Below are 16,913 nucleotides of genomic sequence, written 5' to 3'. Positions count from 1 at the left end.
TGCAGGAAAAACGTCAGAGTTAATCATCTGCGTCTTTTCCCCCTGAATTTCGAGACGTTTTGAATTAAACCGAAGATCGGGTGTTAGATCTGTGGGGGCAGGTCGTTGCCCCGGTTAATTCGTTTGAGTGTAGAGGCTGCTGCCATGGCAAATATCAACGGAACGTCGAACAACGATACCCTTCAGGGCACCAATGAGGACGACACGATTCAGGCCTTTGGCGGCCAGGACCTGGTGTCGGGCGAGGGTGGCGACGACAGCATTCTGGGTGGGGACGGCAACGACACCCTGTTCGGCGATGTGGGCGAAGGAACGGCTCCCGGCAATGACGCCACACCGTTGGTCATTTCGCGGGCCAATCGCGTCACGCCCAATGATCGTGATAACGATCCCGGGGATTTCGCCGTTTACCGCAACGTGGCGCAGCTTGAGGATGGCACGCAGGTGTCTGCACGCATTGTGCTGGTGTCGAAGTCCGATCCGAACCTGACCGTCGACCTGTCGGGTTCGACCGGCGCTGAGATCCTGATGAACGGCAACGGAACCGGTGATACCGCCAGTTTCCGGATGGAGTTCTTTATCCCGAGCAGCCCGAATGCGACCACCGGGACGGCTGTGGCCCTGAATTCCACTGCAACCGTGAACGACCTGGACCGCAACAGCCCCGGTGACCAGGAAGCCGTCACGATTGATGCAAACAGCTTTACGGCATTCGCAACAAGCAGCGATACGTCGCTGAACGTCACCCAGAATGGCGGTCAGGTGACCGCAGCCGGGGGCGAACAGAATACGCCCAGCGATCAGGATGCGTGGTTTTCGGCCTCATTCGAAAACCGTGAATTCATCGAATTCACGCTGGAGGCGCGGTCGTCCAATTCCGGTTTCTCCTTCTCCGGCGATTTGATCGACGATGCTGTTGTGACCCCGATCGAAGCGGGTGACGACACGATTGACGGCGGCAGCGGTCAGGACGCGATCTTTGGCCAGGGCGGCGACGACAGTCTGTCCGGTGGTCAGGGAGACGACACGCTTGACGGCGGCGAAGGCGATGACGTTCTTGACGGCGGTCAAGGCCAGGACGAACTGGTTGGCGGTGCAGGCAACGATACGCTTGTGGGCGGTACCGGTGACGACACGCTTCTTGGCGGTGACGGCGAAGACCTGATTACCCTTGGACCGGACAATGACCAGGCAGAGGGTGGAACCGGGTCGGACCGGTTCACCTTTGACGGTTTGGGCAACCACAACATCGTCGGTGGCGAAGATGCGGATGGATCCGACATCGATATTCTGGACCTGACCGGCGTTCGCGCAAATGTGCTGCCGGATGGGCCCGGTTCGGAGTCCGGGACCGTCGAACTGCTGGACGACAATGGCAACGTCGCGCGCCGTGTCACCTATTCCGAGATCGAGCAGATCATCATCTGCTTTACACCCGGCACACGCATCGCGACGCCCAAGGGCGAAGTTCCTGTTGAAAGCCTGGAGGCGGGTGACCGCGTCTTTACCCGTGACAACGGCGCGCAAACCCTGCGCTGGGTGGGCCGCCGTGACCTGACGCCTGACGAGATGCGCGCCAATGACAGTTTTCAGCCGGTGCTGATCCGTCAGGGTGCGCTGGGCAAAGGACTGCCTGAGCGGGACATGCTGGTCTCTCCGCAGCACCGCATGTTGGTGAATTCGGACCTGGCGGAGATCATGTTCGATGAGCGTGAGGTTCTGATCGCCGCGAAGCATCTGACCGGTCTGGACGGTGTGGATCAGGTGCAGACCGGTTCGGTCAGCTATTTGCACCTGATGTTCGATCAGCACGAGGTGGTGTTGGCCGATGGCGCGTGGTCGGAAAGCTTCCAGCCGGGCGACCATTCCCTGCGCGGCATTGGTGCGGAGCAGCGCGAAGAGGTTCTGACCCTGTTCCCGGAGCTTGATACGCTGGCGGGTCTCGACAGCTACGGTGCCGCGCGCGTGGCGCTGAAGCGCCACGAGGCCGAGATCCTGGTGGATCGCCTCAAGTAGAGTTTCGGGCCGCCCGCCAGGCGGCCCAATCTTCGGGCGTGTCGAGATCGCGGCGCGCCCGTGTCCCTTGCAGAGGGACGAGATGTACCTTGTCGCCCGCCGCGGCAACGACATCGCGTCCGCCGTCATCCCCCGAGAGCTTGCACAACGCCGGAAACAGCGCACGCGCAAAGATGATCGGGTGCCCGCCGCGTCCGTCATCCGTCGCACCGCGCCAGATCAGGGCTTCGGGATGTGTATGAACTGCATTTTCCACCGCATGCAGGTCGTCAGCAGTGATGTCCGGCAGGTCGCCAAGCAGCAGCATGGCGTGGGATATTGTTGGCTCCAGCGTTGCAAAGAGGGTGCGGATGCTGGCGCCCATGCCTTCGTCTGCATCGGGAACCGGTATGGCCTGAGCCGGGGTGCTGTCGAGGCAGGCGTACCGTGGGTGCGGCGCCGGGGGCAGGGCGACCCGGATGTCTGATGTGAGTGTGCTTGCGATCCCGATTTGCCGTGAGAGCAGCGGTTGCCCGTTCACGTCCTCAAGCAGTTTGTCGGTGCCGCGCATACGCGATGACGCGCCAGCGGCGAGGATCAGGATCGGTATCATGTTTTGAGCGTATGTCTCTGACAACGGCGCTGCAACACGGACGCGCGGGGGCGCGACGACATTGTGAGGGGGGGCTTTGCCCCCCGGCTGCGCCTCCCCCCAGGATTTTTTGAAACAGGGAATTCGGACCAGTCCGCGCAGCGGCAAATGCCGTGGGACGGCATTTGAGGTCCGAATGGGCGGAGCCCCAGACCGGTCCGCGCAGCGGCAAACGCCGTGGGGCGGGGTTTCGCCTGCGCATGGGCGGAGCCTTCGGCCACTCTCGTGCCCGGCGGGATTACCCCCGCATCCTGCTGCCATCCACGTCGAAGAGCGGGGTGGTGGTGAGACTGGCGTTTCGCATTTGGCCGAGGATTTCGATCTGGATTGTCAGGCCTTCGGCAATCTTGTCCGTCGGCAGGAAGCCCAAGGCAACGGATGTGTTCGCGTGGTGGGAATAGCCGCCCGAGGTGCAGAAGCCGACGACCTTGTCGTTGAGCCAGATGGGTTCGTAGCCCTGCACGTCGGCATCGTCTGCGTCGACGAGGAAGGCGCAGAGTTTGCGGGCGGTGCCGTTTGCGCGCTTCGCTTCCGCTGCGGCGCGGCCGATGAAGTTGGTTGGCTTGTTCCATGCGATGAAACGGTCGAGGCCGGTTTCGGCTGCAGTGTAATCGGGGGAGTATTCGCTGAGCCATGACCCGAAGAACTTGTCGAGCCGGAGGGACATCATGGCGCGCATGCCGAAGGGGGTGATGTCGTGGGCTTGGCCTGCCCGCCAGAGTGTCCACCAGAGCTGGCGTTGGGCCATGGGGTCGCAGTAGATCTCGAACCCCAGATCGCCGGTGTAGCTGACCCGTTGGACGATGCAGTTGGTCATGCCAACGGTGAGTTCGCGGACGTCGAGGAATTTCATGTCTGCGATGTCGGTACGGGTGCCAGCTTGCAGGACGTCGCGGGCGCGTGGACCTGCGAGTTGGAAGCCGTTGCGTTTGTCGCTGATATTTTCGATGGTTACGCCGGTTTCTTCATGTTGTTGGAAGTGGCGCATGTGGACGGCTTGTGCGCCGTAGCTGGCGGTGAGTTGGAATTCCGTCTCACTGAGGCAGGACATGGTGAAGTCGCCGATCAGTCGGCCCTTGGCGCTGAGCATGGGGGTGAGCGAGACGCGCCCGGCCTGGGGGACCCGGCCTGCCATGATGCGGTCGAGCCAGGCGCGGGCGTTCGGGCCGGTCACGCGGTACTTGCCGAAATTGTGGACTTCGTTGATGCCGACGCTGGCGCGGACGGCTTTGACCTCGCGGGCCGTGGCGGCGAAGGCGTCGGAACGGCGGAAGCTGGGGGTTTCATAGGTCGGCTCGCCCTCTTGGGCGAAGTAGTTGGCGACCTCGAGCCCGTATTGCTGGCCCCAGACAGCGCCCATGTCGGTGAAGATGTCGTACATGGGTGTCGTGCGGTTGGGCCGGGCGGCGGGCAGTTCTTCGTTGGGGTAGGCGACGGAGAACCTTTTCTGGTAGTTCTCGATCACCTTGGGGCGTGTGTAGCCGGGGCTGATCCAGTCACCGAAGCGGGCGACGTCCATGGCGGTCACGTCGCGTTCGCATTCGCCTGTCGTCATCCACTGGGCGAGCATCAGACCGACGCCGCCGCCCTGGGAGAAGCCCGCCATGACGCCGCAGGCGGACCAGTAGTTGCGCAGGCCCGGCACGGGGCCCACCAGCGGGTTGCCGTCGGGCGCGAAGGTGAAGGGGCCGTGGATGACCGACTTGATCCCGGCGGTTTCGAGCACGGGGAAGCGGTTGTAGGCGAAGGCGATGGAGTCTTCGATCTTGTCGAAGTCGTCGGGGAGGAGTTCGTGGCCGAAGCTCCACGGTGTGCCGTCGACGGCCCAGGGGCGGCAGGGCTGTTCGTAGAAGCCGATGCAGAGACCGCGCCCCTCTTGCCTCAGGTAGCTTTCGCCTGCGGGGTCCATGACGTGGGGGTGTTCGGTGTCGCGATTGTAGATGTCAGGGATGTCGTCGATGACGATGTATTGGTGCTCCATCGGGTGGAGGGGGAGGTAGACGCCCGCCATGGCGCCCACTTCGCGCGCCCAGAGACCCGCGGCGTTGACCACGTGTTCGGCGTGGATCGTGCCCTTGTCTGTGACCACGTCCCATGTGCCGTCGGTGCGTTGGTTGGTTTCCTGCACCATGGTGTGGGTATGGATCGTGGCGCCGCCCATCCGCGCGGCCTTGGCATAGGCGTGGGTGGTGCCCGAGGGGTCAAGGTGGCCGTCGAGCGGGTCGTAGAGCGCGCCGAGGATACCGTCGGTGTTGGTGATGGGGGCGATTTTTGCGATCTCTTCTGGCGTGACGATCTGGGTTTCCAGCCCCATGAAGCGGTGCTTGGCTCGTTCGGCGAGCAGCATGTCGAAGCGGTCCCGGTTGTCGGCGAGTGTGATGCCGCCCACGTGGTGCAGGCCGCAGGACATGCCGGTGATCTCTTCCAGCTCTTTGTAGAGCTTGATGGTGTAGCCCTGGAGTGCGGCCATATTCTTGTCGCCGTTGAGGGTGTGGAACCCGCCGGCGGCGTGCCATGTGCTGCCGGAGGTCAGTTCGGAACGTTCGAGCAGCATGACGTCGGACCAGCCGAGTTTCGTCAGGTGGTAGAGGACGGAAGCGCCGATGACGCCGCCACCGATCACGGCGACGCGGATGGTGGTTTGCATGGTTTCGATCCTAGGCTTTGGGGTGACAGGCCGACCCTTCGGGAAGAGTTTATTTGGCAAGATGAAGGAGCAAGGCTGGTCATCTGCGACATGTTCTGTCGGTAATGGGAACGGCTGGCGCGTTGGGGCGTTTGACGCGTATGGAATTTCTGAAATTGCTGCCCAAGACCATTCTTGGCTCCATCCGGAAATACACCCGCAAACTGTGGGTGCGTGTGGCGCTGATGGGGCTTTTTGCCTTTGTGGCGCTTGGTCTGACCCAGTTGATCGAGCCTTTGGTGTCCGAGGACATGGCAACGCGTCTGCCGGGGTCGTCGGCGGACCGGCTGTTGAACGTGATTGCCAATGCAATGCTGGCAGTCACCACGTTTTCTCTGACCGTGATGGTGAGCGTGTACCAGTCATCTTCGACCCAGTGGACGCCGCGTGTGCATCAGTTGATCATGCAGGACGCGGTCACGCAGAACACGCTTGCCGCGTTTATCGGAGCTTATGTCTATGCCCTTGTGGCCATCGTGCTGCGGGAGATTGGGGTTTATGTAGATGACCGGGCTCTGGTGCTGTTCTGGCTGACGGTGCTGGTTCTGGCCTTTGTGGTGTGGTCGCTGATCCGGTGGACCCTGCATTTGCAGACCCTTGGGTCTTTGATCGACACCACCAGACAGGTGGAAGACATCACGCGACAGCAATTTGAAGAGCGACTGGACACGCCCTGCCTGGGGGCGTGCCCCTGGACCGGGGAGGTCCCCGATAAGGCATGGTGTGTACCCGCCAGCGACAGCGGTTACCTGCAATACCTCTACCCCGAAGCCTTGCAACAGGCGGCATGTGATCACGATGTGACACTATACATGCCCTGTAGCATTGGCAGTTTTGTTTTCGTCAACGAACCGTTGGCCTGGGTTGTGGGGGAGCCGGAGGATCGGGATGCCCTGATCGAAGATGTGCAGCGTCTTGCCGAGACGGGGGATGTGCGCACCTACGATCAGGATCCGCGCTTTGGCCTGCTCGTGATGTCGGAGATCGGGTCCAAGGCGTTGTCGCCTGGGGTCAATGACCCTGGCACGGCCATTGACGTTCTCAACCGGTCTGCCCGCATTCTGTCGCTTTACAAGGATGAAACCGCCAGCGACGCGGATCCTGTGCATGACCGGCTGCATATTCGACCGCTCGATCCCCGTGATCTGATCATTGATGCTTTCGGGGGGATTGCACGCGACGGGGCGAGCGAGGTTGAAGTCCAGCAGAGACTGCAGCGCGTGATGGCGGGCTTGATGCATCATCCGGACAGCGGCTTGAGCGAGGCAGCCCGCGATTTGGGGGGCGAGTTTCTGGAGCGTGCGCAGGAGGCCATAGCCTGGGCGCCGGATCGGGAGCGGCTGGTGGCGAAGGCGGCAAAGCGGTTGCGCGACTAAATCCGCAGCCTTTGCCCCAAGCGACGTGAGATGTCGCGCTTGGGCAACCGGGTGCGATGTGGCGCGCGCAGGGTGGCGGTCAGCGAAGCATTTGCAAAGGCATCCCCATGCGCACCCACGCACAGGCCGTCGTGATCGGCGGCGGCGTTATCGGTTGTTCCATCCTTTATCACCTGACCAAGCTGGGCTGGACCGATGTGATCCTGCTGGAGCGGGACGAGCTGACATCCGGTTCGACCTGGCACGCGGCGGCGAACATTCATGGGCTGCACGACAGCACCAACATCAGCCGGATCCAGCACTATACGATGGGGCTGTATAAAGCGCTGGAGCAGGAGACCGGGCAGGGCTGCGGGGTGTTTCAACCCGGTTCGCTGTACCTGGCGCAGACCGAGGCGCGGGAGCATCAGTTGCGCCTGCAGGCCGCCAAGGCCGCGCTCTATGGCATGAACTTTCACGAGGTGGATCGGGCGGAGGCGGAGCGGTTGCACCCGCTGGTCGATTTCGACGGCATCCGTTGCATCATGTGGGAGCCGGAAGGTGGCAATGTGGACCCGTCCGGTGTGACCAATGCCTATGCCGCGGGTGCCCGGCAGAACGGGGCGGAGATCGTGCGGTTCTGTCCGGTGATCGGGACGGAGCAGCAGCCGGATGGCACATGGATCGTACGGACCGAGAAAGGGGACATCGCGACCCCTTGGGTGGTCAATGCTGCTGGGCTTTGGGGTCGTGAGGTGGCGGCTTTGGCGGGGATTGAATTGCCCCTGCAACCGACCGAGCACCAGTATTTCGTGACCGAGACCATTGCTGAAGTGGCTGCGATGGATCGCCGCTTGCCGTCGGTCGCGGACCGGGATGGCGAGTATTACCTGCGGCAGGAAGGGCAGGGGCTGCTGGTCGGGGCCTATGAAAAGGATGTCCAGTTCTGGGCCGAGGACGGCACGCCACAGGGCTTCGGCCATGAGCTCTTTGCCGATGATCTGGAGCGGATCGAAGAGAACATGATGCGCGCCATCGACCGGATACCCGTCGTGGGTACGGCGGGGATCAAGCGGGTCATCAACGGACCGATGATCTGGTCGCCGGATTCCAACGTGTTGTTTGGTCCGGTACCGGAACTGCAGGGGTACTTTTGCTGCAACGGGATCATTCCGGGCTTTTCGCAGTCGGGTGGCATGGGCCTGTTGGCGGCGCAGTGGATCGTCGAGGGTGAGACGCAGTACGACATGTTCGCCTGGGATATGGCCCGGTTTGGGGTGTGGGCCGGCAAGGCGTTTACGAAGGCGCGGGTGGGTGACCAGTATGCGCACCGGTTCAAGATCCATTTCCCCGGAGAGGAGCGGGCGGCAGGCCGGCCTGTGCGCACCCGTCCGGTGCACGACATGCAGGTGGACATGGGGGCCAGGATGGGCCTCAACTATGGGTGGGAGCATCCGCTTTACTTCGATGATGTCGAAGATACCGCCGGTTTTGCCCGTCAGCCGTGGTTTGACGTCGTCGGGGCCGAGGCGCGGATGCTGCGGGACCGGGGCGGGATCATCGATATCTCGAACTTCGCCAAATATGTGTGCAAGGGGCCGGGGGCAGAGGATTGGTTGAATGCCGTCTTTGCCAACAGGATGCCTGTGGCCGTTGGCCGATCCTGTCTGACGCCGCTGATCGGCAAGCGCGGGGGCATCGCGGGCGATTTCACCGTGACGCGGCTGGGGGAAGAGGAGTTCTGGATCATCGGGTCGGGGATGGCGGAGCGCTATCACCAGCGATTCTTCAAGCAGGTGCCTTTGCTTGAGGGGACAGTGTTCGAAAGTCGGACCGAGGCTGTCTGCGGGTTCAACGTGGCGGGGCCGGACAGTCGGGCGCTGTTGCAGCGGCTGACGAATGCATCGCTTGAGACGGCTGATTTCCCGTTCATGCGGTCGCAGCGGATTGTTCTGGGCGGAGTGGACGTGGTGGCGTTGCGCGTGTCGTTCACTGGCGATCTGGGCTGGGAGCTGCATTGCCGGAGCGAGGATCAATTGCAGCTTTACACGACGCTCGTCGATGCGGGCCGCGAAATGGGGATCGGGCCGGTTGGCAGCCGTGCCCTGATGAGCCTGCGTGTGGAAAAGGGGTACGGCTCGTGGGGCCGGGAATACAGTCCGGAGTACTGGCCGCAGGAAGTGGGGCTGGACCGGTTGATCAAATTGGACAAGGACTTTCTGAACAAGCAGGCCGCGATGGACGTCATGGCGCGGCCAGCGCGCGAATCGCTTGTGGTGTTGAGGCTGGATGATTCGGATACGGAGGCGTCTTGCGCCGATGCGACGGGCGGTGAACCGATTTTTCGGAGCGGTGCGGGCATTGGTCGCGTGACCTCCGGCGCGTATGGATACAGCGTTGGCATGAGCCTTGCGCTCGGTTTCGTGCGGGATGCAGGTGCCGGCGACAAGGTTGACGTAAGGGTGCTTGGGCGCTCCCATAACGCAACTATTCTTGGCTCAGCGCCATTCGATCCCGAAGGGTCGAGGCTGCGCGGCTAGCTGTGTTCGAGATGGGCGGGGGCACGGACAGGCGTGCACACTGATCGATACAGGCCTGTAACTGACACCGACTACAAAGCCTGTCCGTACCCCGAGTAGGCCCGCGAAATCATTTACTCTATTTAGCGTCACATGGTAGGAAAATATCATGTTTCGAAGCGCATATGATCACGAAGTGCAGGTTTATGTCTCGAACGGCAGCCTGACGCATTTCACGATGCGTGAAGTGCACGAGCTTTACGGGTCCTGGCAATTGTGGGTTCTCGTGATGGTCGGTTTTCTGATCATGGCGACGGGTCACCCGGTGACGCTGCCGCAATTCGACAGCTTTGGTCTCAGGTTGGCGTTCTGGTTTATCGCGCTGTTTGTCTATCTGCTGCTGTCGATGGTGTATTCGCTTGGTGCCTGCCGTGTGTGGCGGACGATCGTTGGCGGTCCGATCCCGTTGATCGTGTTGTCATCGCCGCTCGTATTGGCCGCCACCTACATCACGTCGGTCGGGCTGACCTATCTGTTTGAGCCCCACAAGCCTCCGTTGCTGAGCATGTCCTGGCAGATGAATGTGCGGAATGTGCTGGTGGCCCATGTGTTCGAAACGACGGCACTGATGTGGCTGCTGCCCGCGCAGCGGGCCCGAAAGGCCACGACACCGCAAACGCGGTCCGTGACCTTGTCGGGGCGTACGATGGCATTGGACCGGGTCATGCGGGTCAAGGCGGCGGAGCACTACCTTGAGATTTACACGCCGGATGGCGTCGAGATCCTGCGCGAGCGTCTGGCCACATTCCTTGAACAGGTCCGCCCCGAGGATGGCATTCAGACCCACCGCTCGCACTGGGTTGCGCGCGAAAAGGCGCAATCCCTGTCCGGTTCAAAGCTGACCCTTTCCTGCGGTGAGAAAGTGCCAGTGGCGCGGGGGCGTCTGGAGGCTGTGCGCGCGTGGCTGGATGACCATGCCGAAACGCGCGAAGTGGCCTGAACCGGTCAATTCAGTCCGCGAATGCGCAGTGCGGTGATGCGGTTGCCCTCGCGTGCTGTGACTTCGAAACGGAAGCCGTGAAAGCTGAAGACCTGACCGACCTCAGGGATCATTTGCGCCTCGTGGATGACCAGGCCAGCAATGGTGTTCGCTTCGTCATCGGGCAGGTTCCAGTCTGTGGCGCGGTTCAGGTCGCGGATCGTCATGGCACCGTCGATATAGTAGTGCCCGTCTTCGCCGCGTTGCACGACATCCTCGTCATCGGGGTCGAACTCGTCCGTGATCTCGCCCACGATCTCCTCGAGAATATCCTCGAGCGTGATGAGGCCCTGAAGCGAGCCGTATTCGTCCACGACCAATGCAAAGTGCGTGCGCATCCGTAGGAACTGCCGCATCTGATCATCGAGCGTTGTGGTCTCGGGCACGAAATAGGGTGGCATGGCCACTTGCCGGATATCGAAATTCTTGAGCGCTGCGGCCTCTCCCTCCGGGCCTCCGATCACCTGATACATGGCGCGCAAAAGGTCCTTGGCGTGGATTGCGCCGATGATGTTTTCCTGTTCCTTGCGGTAGACGGGCAGGCGGGTGTGGTTGGACTTCAGGCACTGTTCCAGGATGTCCTGCGGATCGTCATCGGCGTTGATCATCTCGATGCCGGAGCGGTGGAGCATGATTTCTTCCACCGTGCGGTCCCCCAGATCCAGCGCGCCGAGGATCCTGTCGCGGTCTTCCTTTTCCACGACCCCTTCGGAATGGCCCAGTTGCAGGGCGCCTGCGATTTCCTCGCGCACGGCCATGATGTGGCTGTCCGGGTCGATCCTGACGCCGAAAACACGCAACACGCCCCGCACCAAGAGACGCACGGCAGCCACGATGGGCGAGAAGACCAGCACGACCAGCGAAATGGGGCGCGACACCAGGGAGGCGGCCTTTTCCGAATTGGTGATGGCATAGGTCTTGGGAAGCACCTCGGCGAAGACAAGCACGAGAATGGTCATCACCAGCGTCGCGAGGGCCACACCGGATTCGCCGAAGGCACGTGTGAAAAGTGCTGTCGCCAGTGACGTGGCGAGGATGTTCACGAGGTTGTTGCCCAGCAAAACCGAGCCGATCAGCCGCTCGTTGTCTTCGGTGATCTCCAGCGCGCGTTCGGCCCCGCGCGATCCCTTGTCCGCCTGCGCCCGCAGCTTGCCGCGCGACGCCGCCGTCAGTGCCGTTTCCGAGCCGGAGAAGAAGCCGGACATGACCAGGAGGCCAAGGATCACCGCACTGGTGATCCAGAACGCCGCATCCAGCGTCGAGGTGGGGTCTTCCATTCGAGATAATCCTTTGGTGTTGCATGGGTTATGGGGCCGCAAGGCGATGCAATCAAGGGATGCGCGTGCAGGATCTGACAGCGATGAAGGGCCGCGATCCGTCGTTTTGTGACCTTTGTCCGAGCCGCCGGGCAGGCTGGACGCAGCGGATCAACCGCTGCTGTGCAAGCCGTTCGGGTGTCTTGTGCAAGGATGGGTGCCTGCTTGCACACCGGTTGTTCAGAAATACCTGCACTGCCGGCACGGAGCCATTGAGCATCGTTTTGACCGAAATGTGCCGCCCTGCCTGTTCGGCGACCACTGGCCATCCGAGGGTGTCGTATCGCGCTATTTGCGCTTGTCCTTGGCCAGCGGGTGATGATCCAGGACAAGTTGGGTCAGGCGTTCGTCGACCACGTGGGTGTAGATTTCGGTCGTGGCAACGTCGGCGTGGCCAAGCATCGTCTGGATCGCCCTGAGATCGGCGCCCCCGGCAAGGAGGTGCGTTGCAAAGGCGTGGCGCAGGGTGTGCGGTGTGACCTTTGACGGGTCAACGCCTGCATGGACGGCCAGCGATTTGATACGTGCGTAGAACCAGTGCCGGGTGAGGTAGCCGGAAACGCCACGTGACGGAAACAGGAAGCGGGAGGGTGGGGCGCCATCGGCCTCTACCGTCTCGCGCCGCGCATCGCGGCAGGCGATCCACGCGGAAAGTGCGGTGCGGGCAGAAGGTGACAGCGGCACCATGCGTTCCTTGCCGCCCTTGCCGAGGATCAGCAGCATCTGCGGGTCACCTCTGGCGGCAGAGACGGGCAGGCTGACCAACTCGCTGACCCGCATACCCGTGGCGTAGAGTAGTTCCATCAGGCAAGTGTCCCGCAGCCTGTCATGATCGCCGCGGCCGAAGTTGCGGGCGGCGTCGAGCAGCCGGTCGACCTCCTCTTCGTCGAGGGTCTTGGGCAGGCGCTTGTCCTGGCCGGGGCTGGCGATCTGGATGGCGGGGTTGTCGCTGCGCCAGCCTTCCTCGAAGGCGAAGCGGTAGAGCTGCTTGATGGCCGACAGGCGCCGCGCGCGCGTGGATTTGGCGAGGCCTTGGGCGTCGCAGTGGATCAGGTAGGCTTCGATTTGCGCCGTATCGGCGGTTTCGAAATCCGCCCCCTGACCTGTCAACCACGCATCCGCATCCTTGAGGTCGCGGCCATAGGCCAGCAGGGTATTGCGCGCGGCCCCAAGTTCTGCGGCTTGCGCGTCAAGAAAGGTGGAGATCCAGCGGTGGCTCATCCCGTGCTCCCCAGCAACATAACCTGTAGCGCGGTGCGCCGCGCCACGTCCTCAAGCCCGAGTGCGCGCAGGGTGGCAAGGCCGGTCGTGAGCCGCGCCACGTCGCCGCTGGCGCCGCCGTGTGTCAGGCTGATCGTGTTCGCCAGTGCGAGACCCAATTCACCCGCCTGTGCGGCTGCGACTATGCCCGGATCGGGCGCCGCGTCGCTGAATGCGGCCAGAACGGCACCCTCGACCCCATCCGATGTCAGCCCCTCGGGCACATCACCGCGCGCCACCGCCGCCATAGCTGGACGCTGCAAGGCGCGCGACGGAAAGTGCGTCTCCGCGGTTTCGTAGGCGGGCGAAAGCAATGCCACATCGAAAGCGATATCCGCGGTCGGGCCGCTGAGAACCAGCTTCGTCAGGTCTTCGGCGAACAGTTTGGCAAAGACGGTTTTCAAACCGATGTCGTCCATCGCGCGCCACGCGGCAGGCAGTGTCTTGGACACCGCCGAGGGGCTGCCAGTGCCGAGTGCGGTTTCAAAGCGCTGGATGGCGGCAGCGCGGTCCCAGACCCCGCCTGATGCTGCGGGTTGGCGCTGGGTGTAGAGGCCCAGCAGGCGGTTGTCGCCGAGCGCACCGCGCTGCGCCAGGCGTTCGGCGGCTTCAAGCTGTGCTTTCCACCCCGCATTCGCAGACAGGTCCGCATTTGCATAGACGAGCGGCCATGTGCGCGTCGGGATCGGCGTGCCAATGGCTTCGAACAGGCGGAAGGTCAGCGGGTCAGGGGTGGCGGGGACCGGCAGTGGCGGCTCGCCCTCGAACAATTCGGGATCGAGGAAACGCTCAAGTGCGGCGGCCTGGTCCTCGGGTATCAGTTCCAGAACACGAGCCGTGCCCAGAACCAGGACGGCATCCTCCCAGTTTCCGGCTCGGGCGTTGCAGAATACCTCATGCGCTTTGCCGGGAGACAATTTCGGATTGGCAAGGATCAAGCCGCATGCCGTGCTGGGATCGCCAGACACCAGCGAGAGGTCCATGTACCGCGCGAGCTTTGCAGCGCGCTTGTCGATGGCGGTTTGCTCCAGCAGGGCGAGGGCGGGATCAAGGGCGCCAAACCGGGACAGCGCGTCCACGCGTGCCAGGTCAAACAGGTGTGCCTCCCCCGCAGGCGGGTTCGCCTCGGCCAGAAGCAATGTCAGGATCAGGTTTTGCAGCGCGGGCAGCGGCGCGTCGGGCAGCGCATTTATGGCCCGCGACAGGGTGCGTGCGTCGGTTTTCTGCCAGAGGGTGTCGGGCAGTCCCGTGATGTTCGAAGGGGCCAACCCCACGCGCTGCGCCGCGTCTGTGCGCAGGGGTTGTACGGTGACCTGTGGCACATTCCCGCTGTCGGTCACATCCGGTTCTTCGGGCGTCGGCAGGGCGGCATCGATCGCCCCTTGCGTGTCCAGCCAGTCGATGACGCTGAGCGGTGCCGTCGCCTCGTTCTGCGCGCCGAGGCTGGTGCCTGCGCAGAGGAGCGCGGCGAGCAGGGAGGTAAGTCTATTCCGCATCCAAAGTCACGGGCAGGCGCATCTCGTCCTGGGGCGGCGAAAAGTTGGCGCCGAAATACTCGCCGACATAGGCATAGCCCACAAGCCCGACAAATCCGATGATCGCGAGAAAGATCAACAGCTTGAATAGACGGATCATGTTTTTGCCTGCCCCAGAATTCTTGGTTGTGGTTCTTTGTTTTGCCCAAAGCATATATGGCCTTTTTTGCAAAATCACGTCATTGACAGCGATATGAGCGAAATTCAGCAGGACAATGTGATCGCCACGACTTACCGACTGAAGAAGACGGTGGTGATGGTTGGCATGATGGGTGCGGGCAAGACCGCTGTTGGGCGTGGTCTCGCATTGCGTCTGGATGTCCCGTTCCTGGACAGCGATGCAGAGATCGAAAGTGCTGCGAACATGACCGTGCCCGAGATTTTCGAGCGCGATGGTGAGCCGTTCTTCCGGCGCAAGGAGACGCAGGTGATTTCGCGTCTTCTGGACGAGGAACGCGGTATTCTGTCCACCGGGGGCGGCGCGTTTCTGGCCGAGGAGAACCGGGCCAACATCACCGCGCGCGGCGTGTCCGTCTGGCTGAACGCTGATCTTGATCTGCTCTGGCAGCGCGTTCGACACAAGGACACGCGGCCCTTGCTGCGCACGCCTGATCCGCGCGCCACTTTGGGCGAGATCTACGCCAAGCGTGTGCCGCTGTATGCCTTGGCCGATGTGAGCGTGGTGTCCGAGCCCGGGTTCAGCATCGAAGAAATGGTGGATCGGGTGATCGCAACGCTCTTGGCGGAACGGCCTGATGTGTTGGAGACAGTTGATGCGTGAAACCGTGCGCGTGCCGTTGGGCGATCGGGCCTATGACGTAGTGATCGGGCCCGGCCTGATGGCCGAGGCGGGAACACTGATCGCGCCGATGCTCCCCCGTCTGCGCGTGGCCGTTGTGACCGAAAAACGCGTGGCGGCCCTGCACCTTGCCGCGCTGGAAAACGGGTTGGCTGCGGCGGGCATTGAGTGCGTCGCTTTGGAACTGCCGCCCGGCGAGAGCACCAAAGGCTGGGCGCACCTGGCGCAGGCCACCGAATGGCTGCTGGATCAGAAGATCGAGCGGCGGGATGTGGTCGTGGCCCTGGGTGGTGGTGTGATTGGCGATCTGGCCGGTTTTGCCTGTGCCATCCTGCGCCGCGGCGTGCGCTTCGTTCAGGTGCCCACATCGCTTTTGGCGCAGGTCGACAGCTCGGTTGGGGGCAAGACCGGGATCAACACGGCACAGGGCAAAAACCTGGCCGGGGCCTTTCACCAGCCCAGCCTGGTTTTGGCCGATACGGATGTGCTGGCGTCGCTCAGCCCGCGCGATTTTCTGGCGGGTTATGGCGAGGTGATGAAGTACGGCCTCTTGGGGGATGCGACTTTCTTTGCCTGGTTGGAGGAGAACGCGCAGGCGATGGCGGCGGGCGACGTCGCCTTGCGTGTCGCCGCAGTCAAGCGGTCGGTCGAGATGAAGGCCGACATCGTGACCCGTGACGAGACGGAGCAGGGGGATCGCGCGTTGCTGAACCTTGGCCACACGTTCTGCCATGCGCTTGAGGCGGCGACGGGATATTCCGACCGGCTGCTGCATGGGGAAGGGGTGGCCATCGGATGCGGTCTGGCCTTTGAGCTGTCGTCGCGTCTGGGTCTGTGCAGCCAGGAGGACCCCAGCCGCGTCCGTGCGCATATCAAGGCGATGGGGATGAAGGCCGATCTGGCCGATATTCCCGGCGATCTGCCCGATGCGGCAGGGCTGCTGGATCTGATGGGTCAGGACAAGAAGGTCGTGGCCGGCACATTGAATTTCGTCCTCGCGCGCGGGATTGGTGAGGCGTTTGTGACCTCGGACGTGCCGCGCGACACGGTGATGGCCGTGCTGGAGGATGCCCTCGCAGCCCGCTAGGGCGGTTTTGAAAAGGAGACAGGGTGATGACCCCAGAGAGATTGCGCGAACTCTACGGCGATGTGCATGAACGTGCCGCGGCCAAGGTGATCACATCCTTTGATGACCACTGTCGCCAGATCATTGCGCATTCTACTTTTCTGGTGCTTGCGACGTCTGATGGGCACACGCTCGACGTGTCACCCAAGGGCGATCCGGCAGGGTTTGTGACGGTCGAATCCGATACCACGCTGCTGCTGCCGGACCGGCCCGGCAACAACCGGATCGACAGCCTGATGAACATTCTGGCCCATCCGCAGGTGGCGCTTCTGTTTCTGATCCCCACTGTGGACGAAACCCTGCGTGTGAATGGCACGGCTGAGATTAGCGAAGATCCCGCATTGTGTGAGCAGTTCCAGGTGAACGGGCGCAGCCCCAAGACGGTGGTGCGTATCAACGCCGATGAAATCTACACCCATTGCGGCAAGGCGCCGATGCGGGGTGGCCTTTGGAAGCCGGAGACATGGCCGTCACAGCGGCCGGTCGCGACCCTGCTTGAGATGTTGCGCGATCACACGGCGATCCCGCAGGAGCGGACAGATCAAGAGGCTGTAGACGATCTGTATCGCAACACGCTTTATTGATCCAAGAAAAAGGCCCACCGGAATGGCGGGCCTTTGGCAATCAGATC

13 protein-coding genes are annotated in these 16,913 nt (G+C 62.5%); 7 read left to right on the top strand and 6 right to left on the bottom strand.

Annotated elements, in window-relative coordinates; all coding sequences use genetic code 11:
• Positions 1 to 144 precede the first annotated feature (144 nt).
• Positions 145 to 2,016 (top strand): Hint domain-containing protein, encoded by a 1,872-nt coding sequence (locus tag KUV51_RS07390; protein ID WP_222520902.1) that lies wholly within the window; start codon positions 145 to 147, stop codon positions 2,014 to 2,016.
• Here the strand turns inward: KUV51_RS07390 and KUV51_RS07385 are convergent.
• Positions 2,009 to 2,608, bottom strand: a complete 600-nt coding sequence (locus tag KUV51_RS07385) for an NTP transferase domain-containing protein (RefSeq protein WP_222520901.1) — start codon at positions 2,606 to 2,608, stop codon at positions 2,009 to 2,011. The two genes, KUV51_RS07390 and KUV51_RS07385, sit on opposite strands and share 8 nt — an antisense overlap.
• Before the next feature lie 277 nt (positions 2,609 to 2,885).
• Positions 2,886 to 5,294 (bottom strand): FAD-dependent oxidoreductase, encoded by a 2,409-nt coding sequence (locus KUV51_RS07380; protein ID WP_222520900.1) that lies wholly within the window; start codon positions 5,292 to 5,294, stop codon positions 2,886 to 2,888.
• Between the two features lie 140 nt (positions 5,295 to 5,434).
• Here KUV51_RS07380 and KUV51_RS07375 point away from each other — a divergent pair, with 140 nt between their 5' ends.
• From KUV51_RS07375 to KUV51_RS07365, 3 genes are all read left to right on the top strand, one after another.
• Positions 5,435 to 6,709: a DUF2254 domain-containing protein gene (locus KUV51_RS07375; protein WP_222520899.1), complete on the top strand. Its 1,275-nt coding sequence runs from the start codon at positions 5,435 to 5,437 to the stop codon at positions 6,707 to 6,709.
• A gap of 107 nt (positions 6,710 to 6,816) precedes the next feature.
• Entirely contained in the window at positions 6,817 to 9,228 is a 2,412-nt protein-coding gene (locus KUV51_RS07370) for an FAD-dependent oxidoreductase (RefSeq protein WP_222520898.1), read from the top strand.
• 148 nt (positions 9,229 to 9,376) lie between these two features.
• Positions 9,377 to 10,207 (top strand): LytTR family DNA-binding domain-containing protein, encoded by an 831-nt coding sequence (locus tag KUV51_RS07365; protein WP_222520897.1) that lies wholly within the window; start codon positions 9,377 to 9,379, stop codon positions 10,205 to 10,207.
• Positions 10,208 to 10,212: 5 nt separating this feature from the next.
• Here the strand turns inward: KUV51_RS07365 and KUV51_RS07360 are convergent, their stop codons facing one another.
• The 4 genes from KUV51_RS07360 to KUV51_RS07345 form a co-directional block, all read right to left on the bottom strand.
• A complete protein-coding gene (locus KUV51_RS07360) occupies positions 10,213 to 11,523 on the bottom strand; it encodes an HlyC/CorC family transporter (RefSeq protein ID WP_222520896.1) in 1,311 nt (436 codons plus the stop codon).
• Positions 11,524 to 11,850: 327 nt separating this feature from the next.
• Positions 11,851 to 12,783, bottom strand: coding sequence for a site-specific tyrosine recombinase XerD (locus tag KUV51_RS07355; RefSeq protein ID WP_222520895.1), 933 nt, complete (start codon positions 12,781 to 12,783; stop codon positions 11,851 to 11,853).
• The gene (locus tag KUV51_RS07350) at positions 12,780 to 14,318 is read right to left on the bottom strand and encodes a hypothetical protein (RefSeq protein ID WP_222520894.1); all 1,539 of its coding nucleotides are present in this window, start codon (positions 14,316 to 14,318) and stop codon (positions 12,780 to 12,782) included. The genes KUV51_RS07355 and KUV51_RS07350 overlap by 4 nt, the downstream gene beginning before the upstream one ends.
• On the bottom strand, positions 14,308 to 14,457 hold the full coding sequence (locus KUV51_RS07345) for a hypothetical protein (RefSeq protein WP_193743538.1): 150 nt from the start codon (positions 14,455 to 14,457) through the stop codon (positions 14,308 to 14,310). Before KUV51_RS07345 ends, KUV51_RS07350 begins: the two co-directional genes overlap by 11 nt.
• A gap of 93 nt (positions 14,458 to 14,550) precedes the next feature.
• On the opposite strand from KUV51_RS07345, the gene KUV51_RS07340 reads away from it, so the two are divergent.
• From KUV51_RS07340 to KUV51_RS07330, 3 genes are read left to right on the top strand one after another with little or no spacing between them, the layout of a single operon-like run.
• Positions 14,551 to 15,138 carry a shikimate kinase gene (locus tag KUV51_RS07340; protein WP_222520893.1) on the top strand — a complete coding sequence of 196 codons (588 nt, stop codon included), beginning with the start codon at positions 14,551 to 14,553 and terminating at the stop codon, positions 15,136 to 15,138.
• Positions 15,131 to 16,243, top strand: coding sequence for a 3-dehydroquinate synthase (gene aroB / locus KUV51_RS07335; RefSeq protein ID WP_222520892.1), 1,113 nt, complete (start codon positions 15,131 to 15,133; stop codon positions 16,241 to 16,243). The genes KUV51_RS07340 and aroB overlap by 8 nt, the downstream gene beginning before the upstream one ends.
• Positions 16,244 to 16,269: 26 nt before the next feature.
• Positions 16,270 to 16,866: a pyridoxamine 5'-phosphate oxidase family protein gene (locus KUV51_RS07330; RefSeq protein ID WP_222520891.1), complete on the top strand. Its 597-nt coding sequence runs from the start codon at positions 16,270 to 16,272 to the stop codon at positions 16,864 to 16,866.
• Positions 16,867 to 16,913 lie beyond the last annotated feature (47 nt).

Origin of the sequence: Tateyamaria omphalii (genome assembly GCF_019802125.1) — a bacterium.
GTDB lineage: Bacteria > Pseudomonadota > Alphaproteobacteria > Rhodobacterales > Rhodobacteraceae > Tateyamaria > Tateyamaria omphalii_B.
The sequence above is the reverse complement of the archived record's forward strand: the minus strand, read 5'-3'. Positions and strand labels throughout refer to the sequence as shown.

What these genes read in the sequence shown, in the direction of transcription:
- KUV51_RS07390 (WP_222520902.1), top strand. Translation starts at nt 145, where the DNA reads ATGGCAAATATCAACGGAACGTCGAACAACGATACCCTTCAGGGCACC.
- KUV51_RS07385 (WP_222520901.1), bottom strand. Translation starts at nt 2,608, where the DNA reads ATGATACCGATCCTGATCCTCGCCGCTGGCGCGTCATCGCGTATGCGC.
- KUV51_RS07380 (WP_222520900.1), bottom strand. Translation starts at nt 5,294, where the DNA reads ATGCAAACCACCATCCGCGTCGCCGTGATCGGTGGCGGCGTCATCGGC.
- KUV51_RS07375 (WP_222520899.1), top strand. Translation starts at nt 5,435, where the DNA reads ATGGAATTTCTGAAATTGCTGCCCAAGACCATTCTTGGCTCCATCCGG.
- KUV51_RS07370 (WP_222520898.1), top strand. Translation starts at nt 6,817, where the DNA reads ATGCGCACCCACGCACAGGCCGTCGTGATCGGCGGCGGCGTTATCGGT.
- KUV51_RS07365 (WP_222520897.1), top strand. Translation starts at nt 9,377, where the DNA reads ATGTTTCGAAGCGCATATGATCACGAAGTGCAGGTTTATGTCTCGAAC.
- KUV51_RS07360 (WP_222520896.1), bottom strand. Translation starts at nt 11,523, where the DNA reads ATGGAAGACCCCACCTCGACGCTGGATGCGGCGTTCTGGATCACCAGT.
- KUV51_RS07355 (WP_222520895.1), bottom strand. Translation starts at nt 12,783, where the DNA reads ATGAGCCACCGCTGGATCTCCACCTTTCTTGACGCGCAAGCCGCAGAA.
- KUV51_RS07350 (WP_222520894.1), bottom strand. Translation starts at nt 14,318, where the DNA reads ATGCGGAATAGACTTACCTCCCTGCTCGCCGCGCTCCTCTGCGCAGGC.
- KUV51_RS07345 (WP_193743538.1), bottom strand. Translation starts at nt 14,457, where the DNA reads ATGATCCGTCTATTCAAGCTGTTGATCTTTCTCGCGATCATCGGATTT.
- KUV51_RS07340 (WP_222520893.1), top strand. Translation starts at nt 14,551, where the DNA reads ATGAGCGAAATTCAGCAGGACAATGTGATCGCCACGACTTACCGACTG.
- aroB (WP_222520892.1), top strand. Translation starts at nt 15,131, where the DNA reads ATGCGTGAAACCGTGCGCGTGCCGTTGGGCGATCGGGCCTATGACGTA.
- KUV51_RS07330 (WP_222520891.1), top strand. Translation starts at nt 16,270, where the DNA reads ATGACCCCAGAGAGATTGCGCGAACTCTACGGCGATGTGCATGAACGT.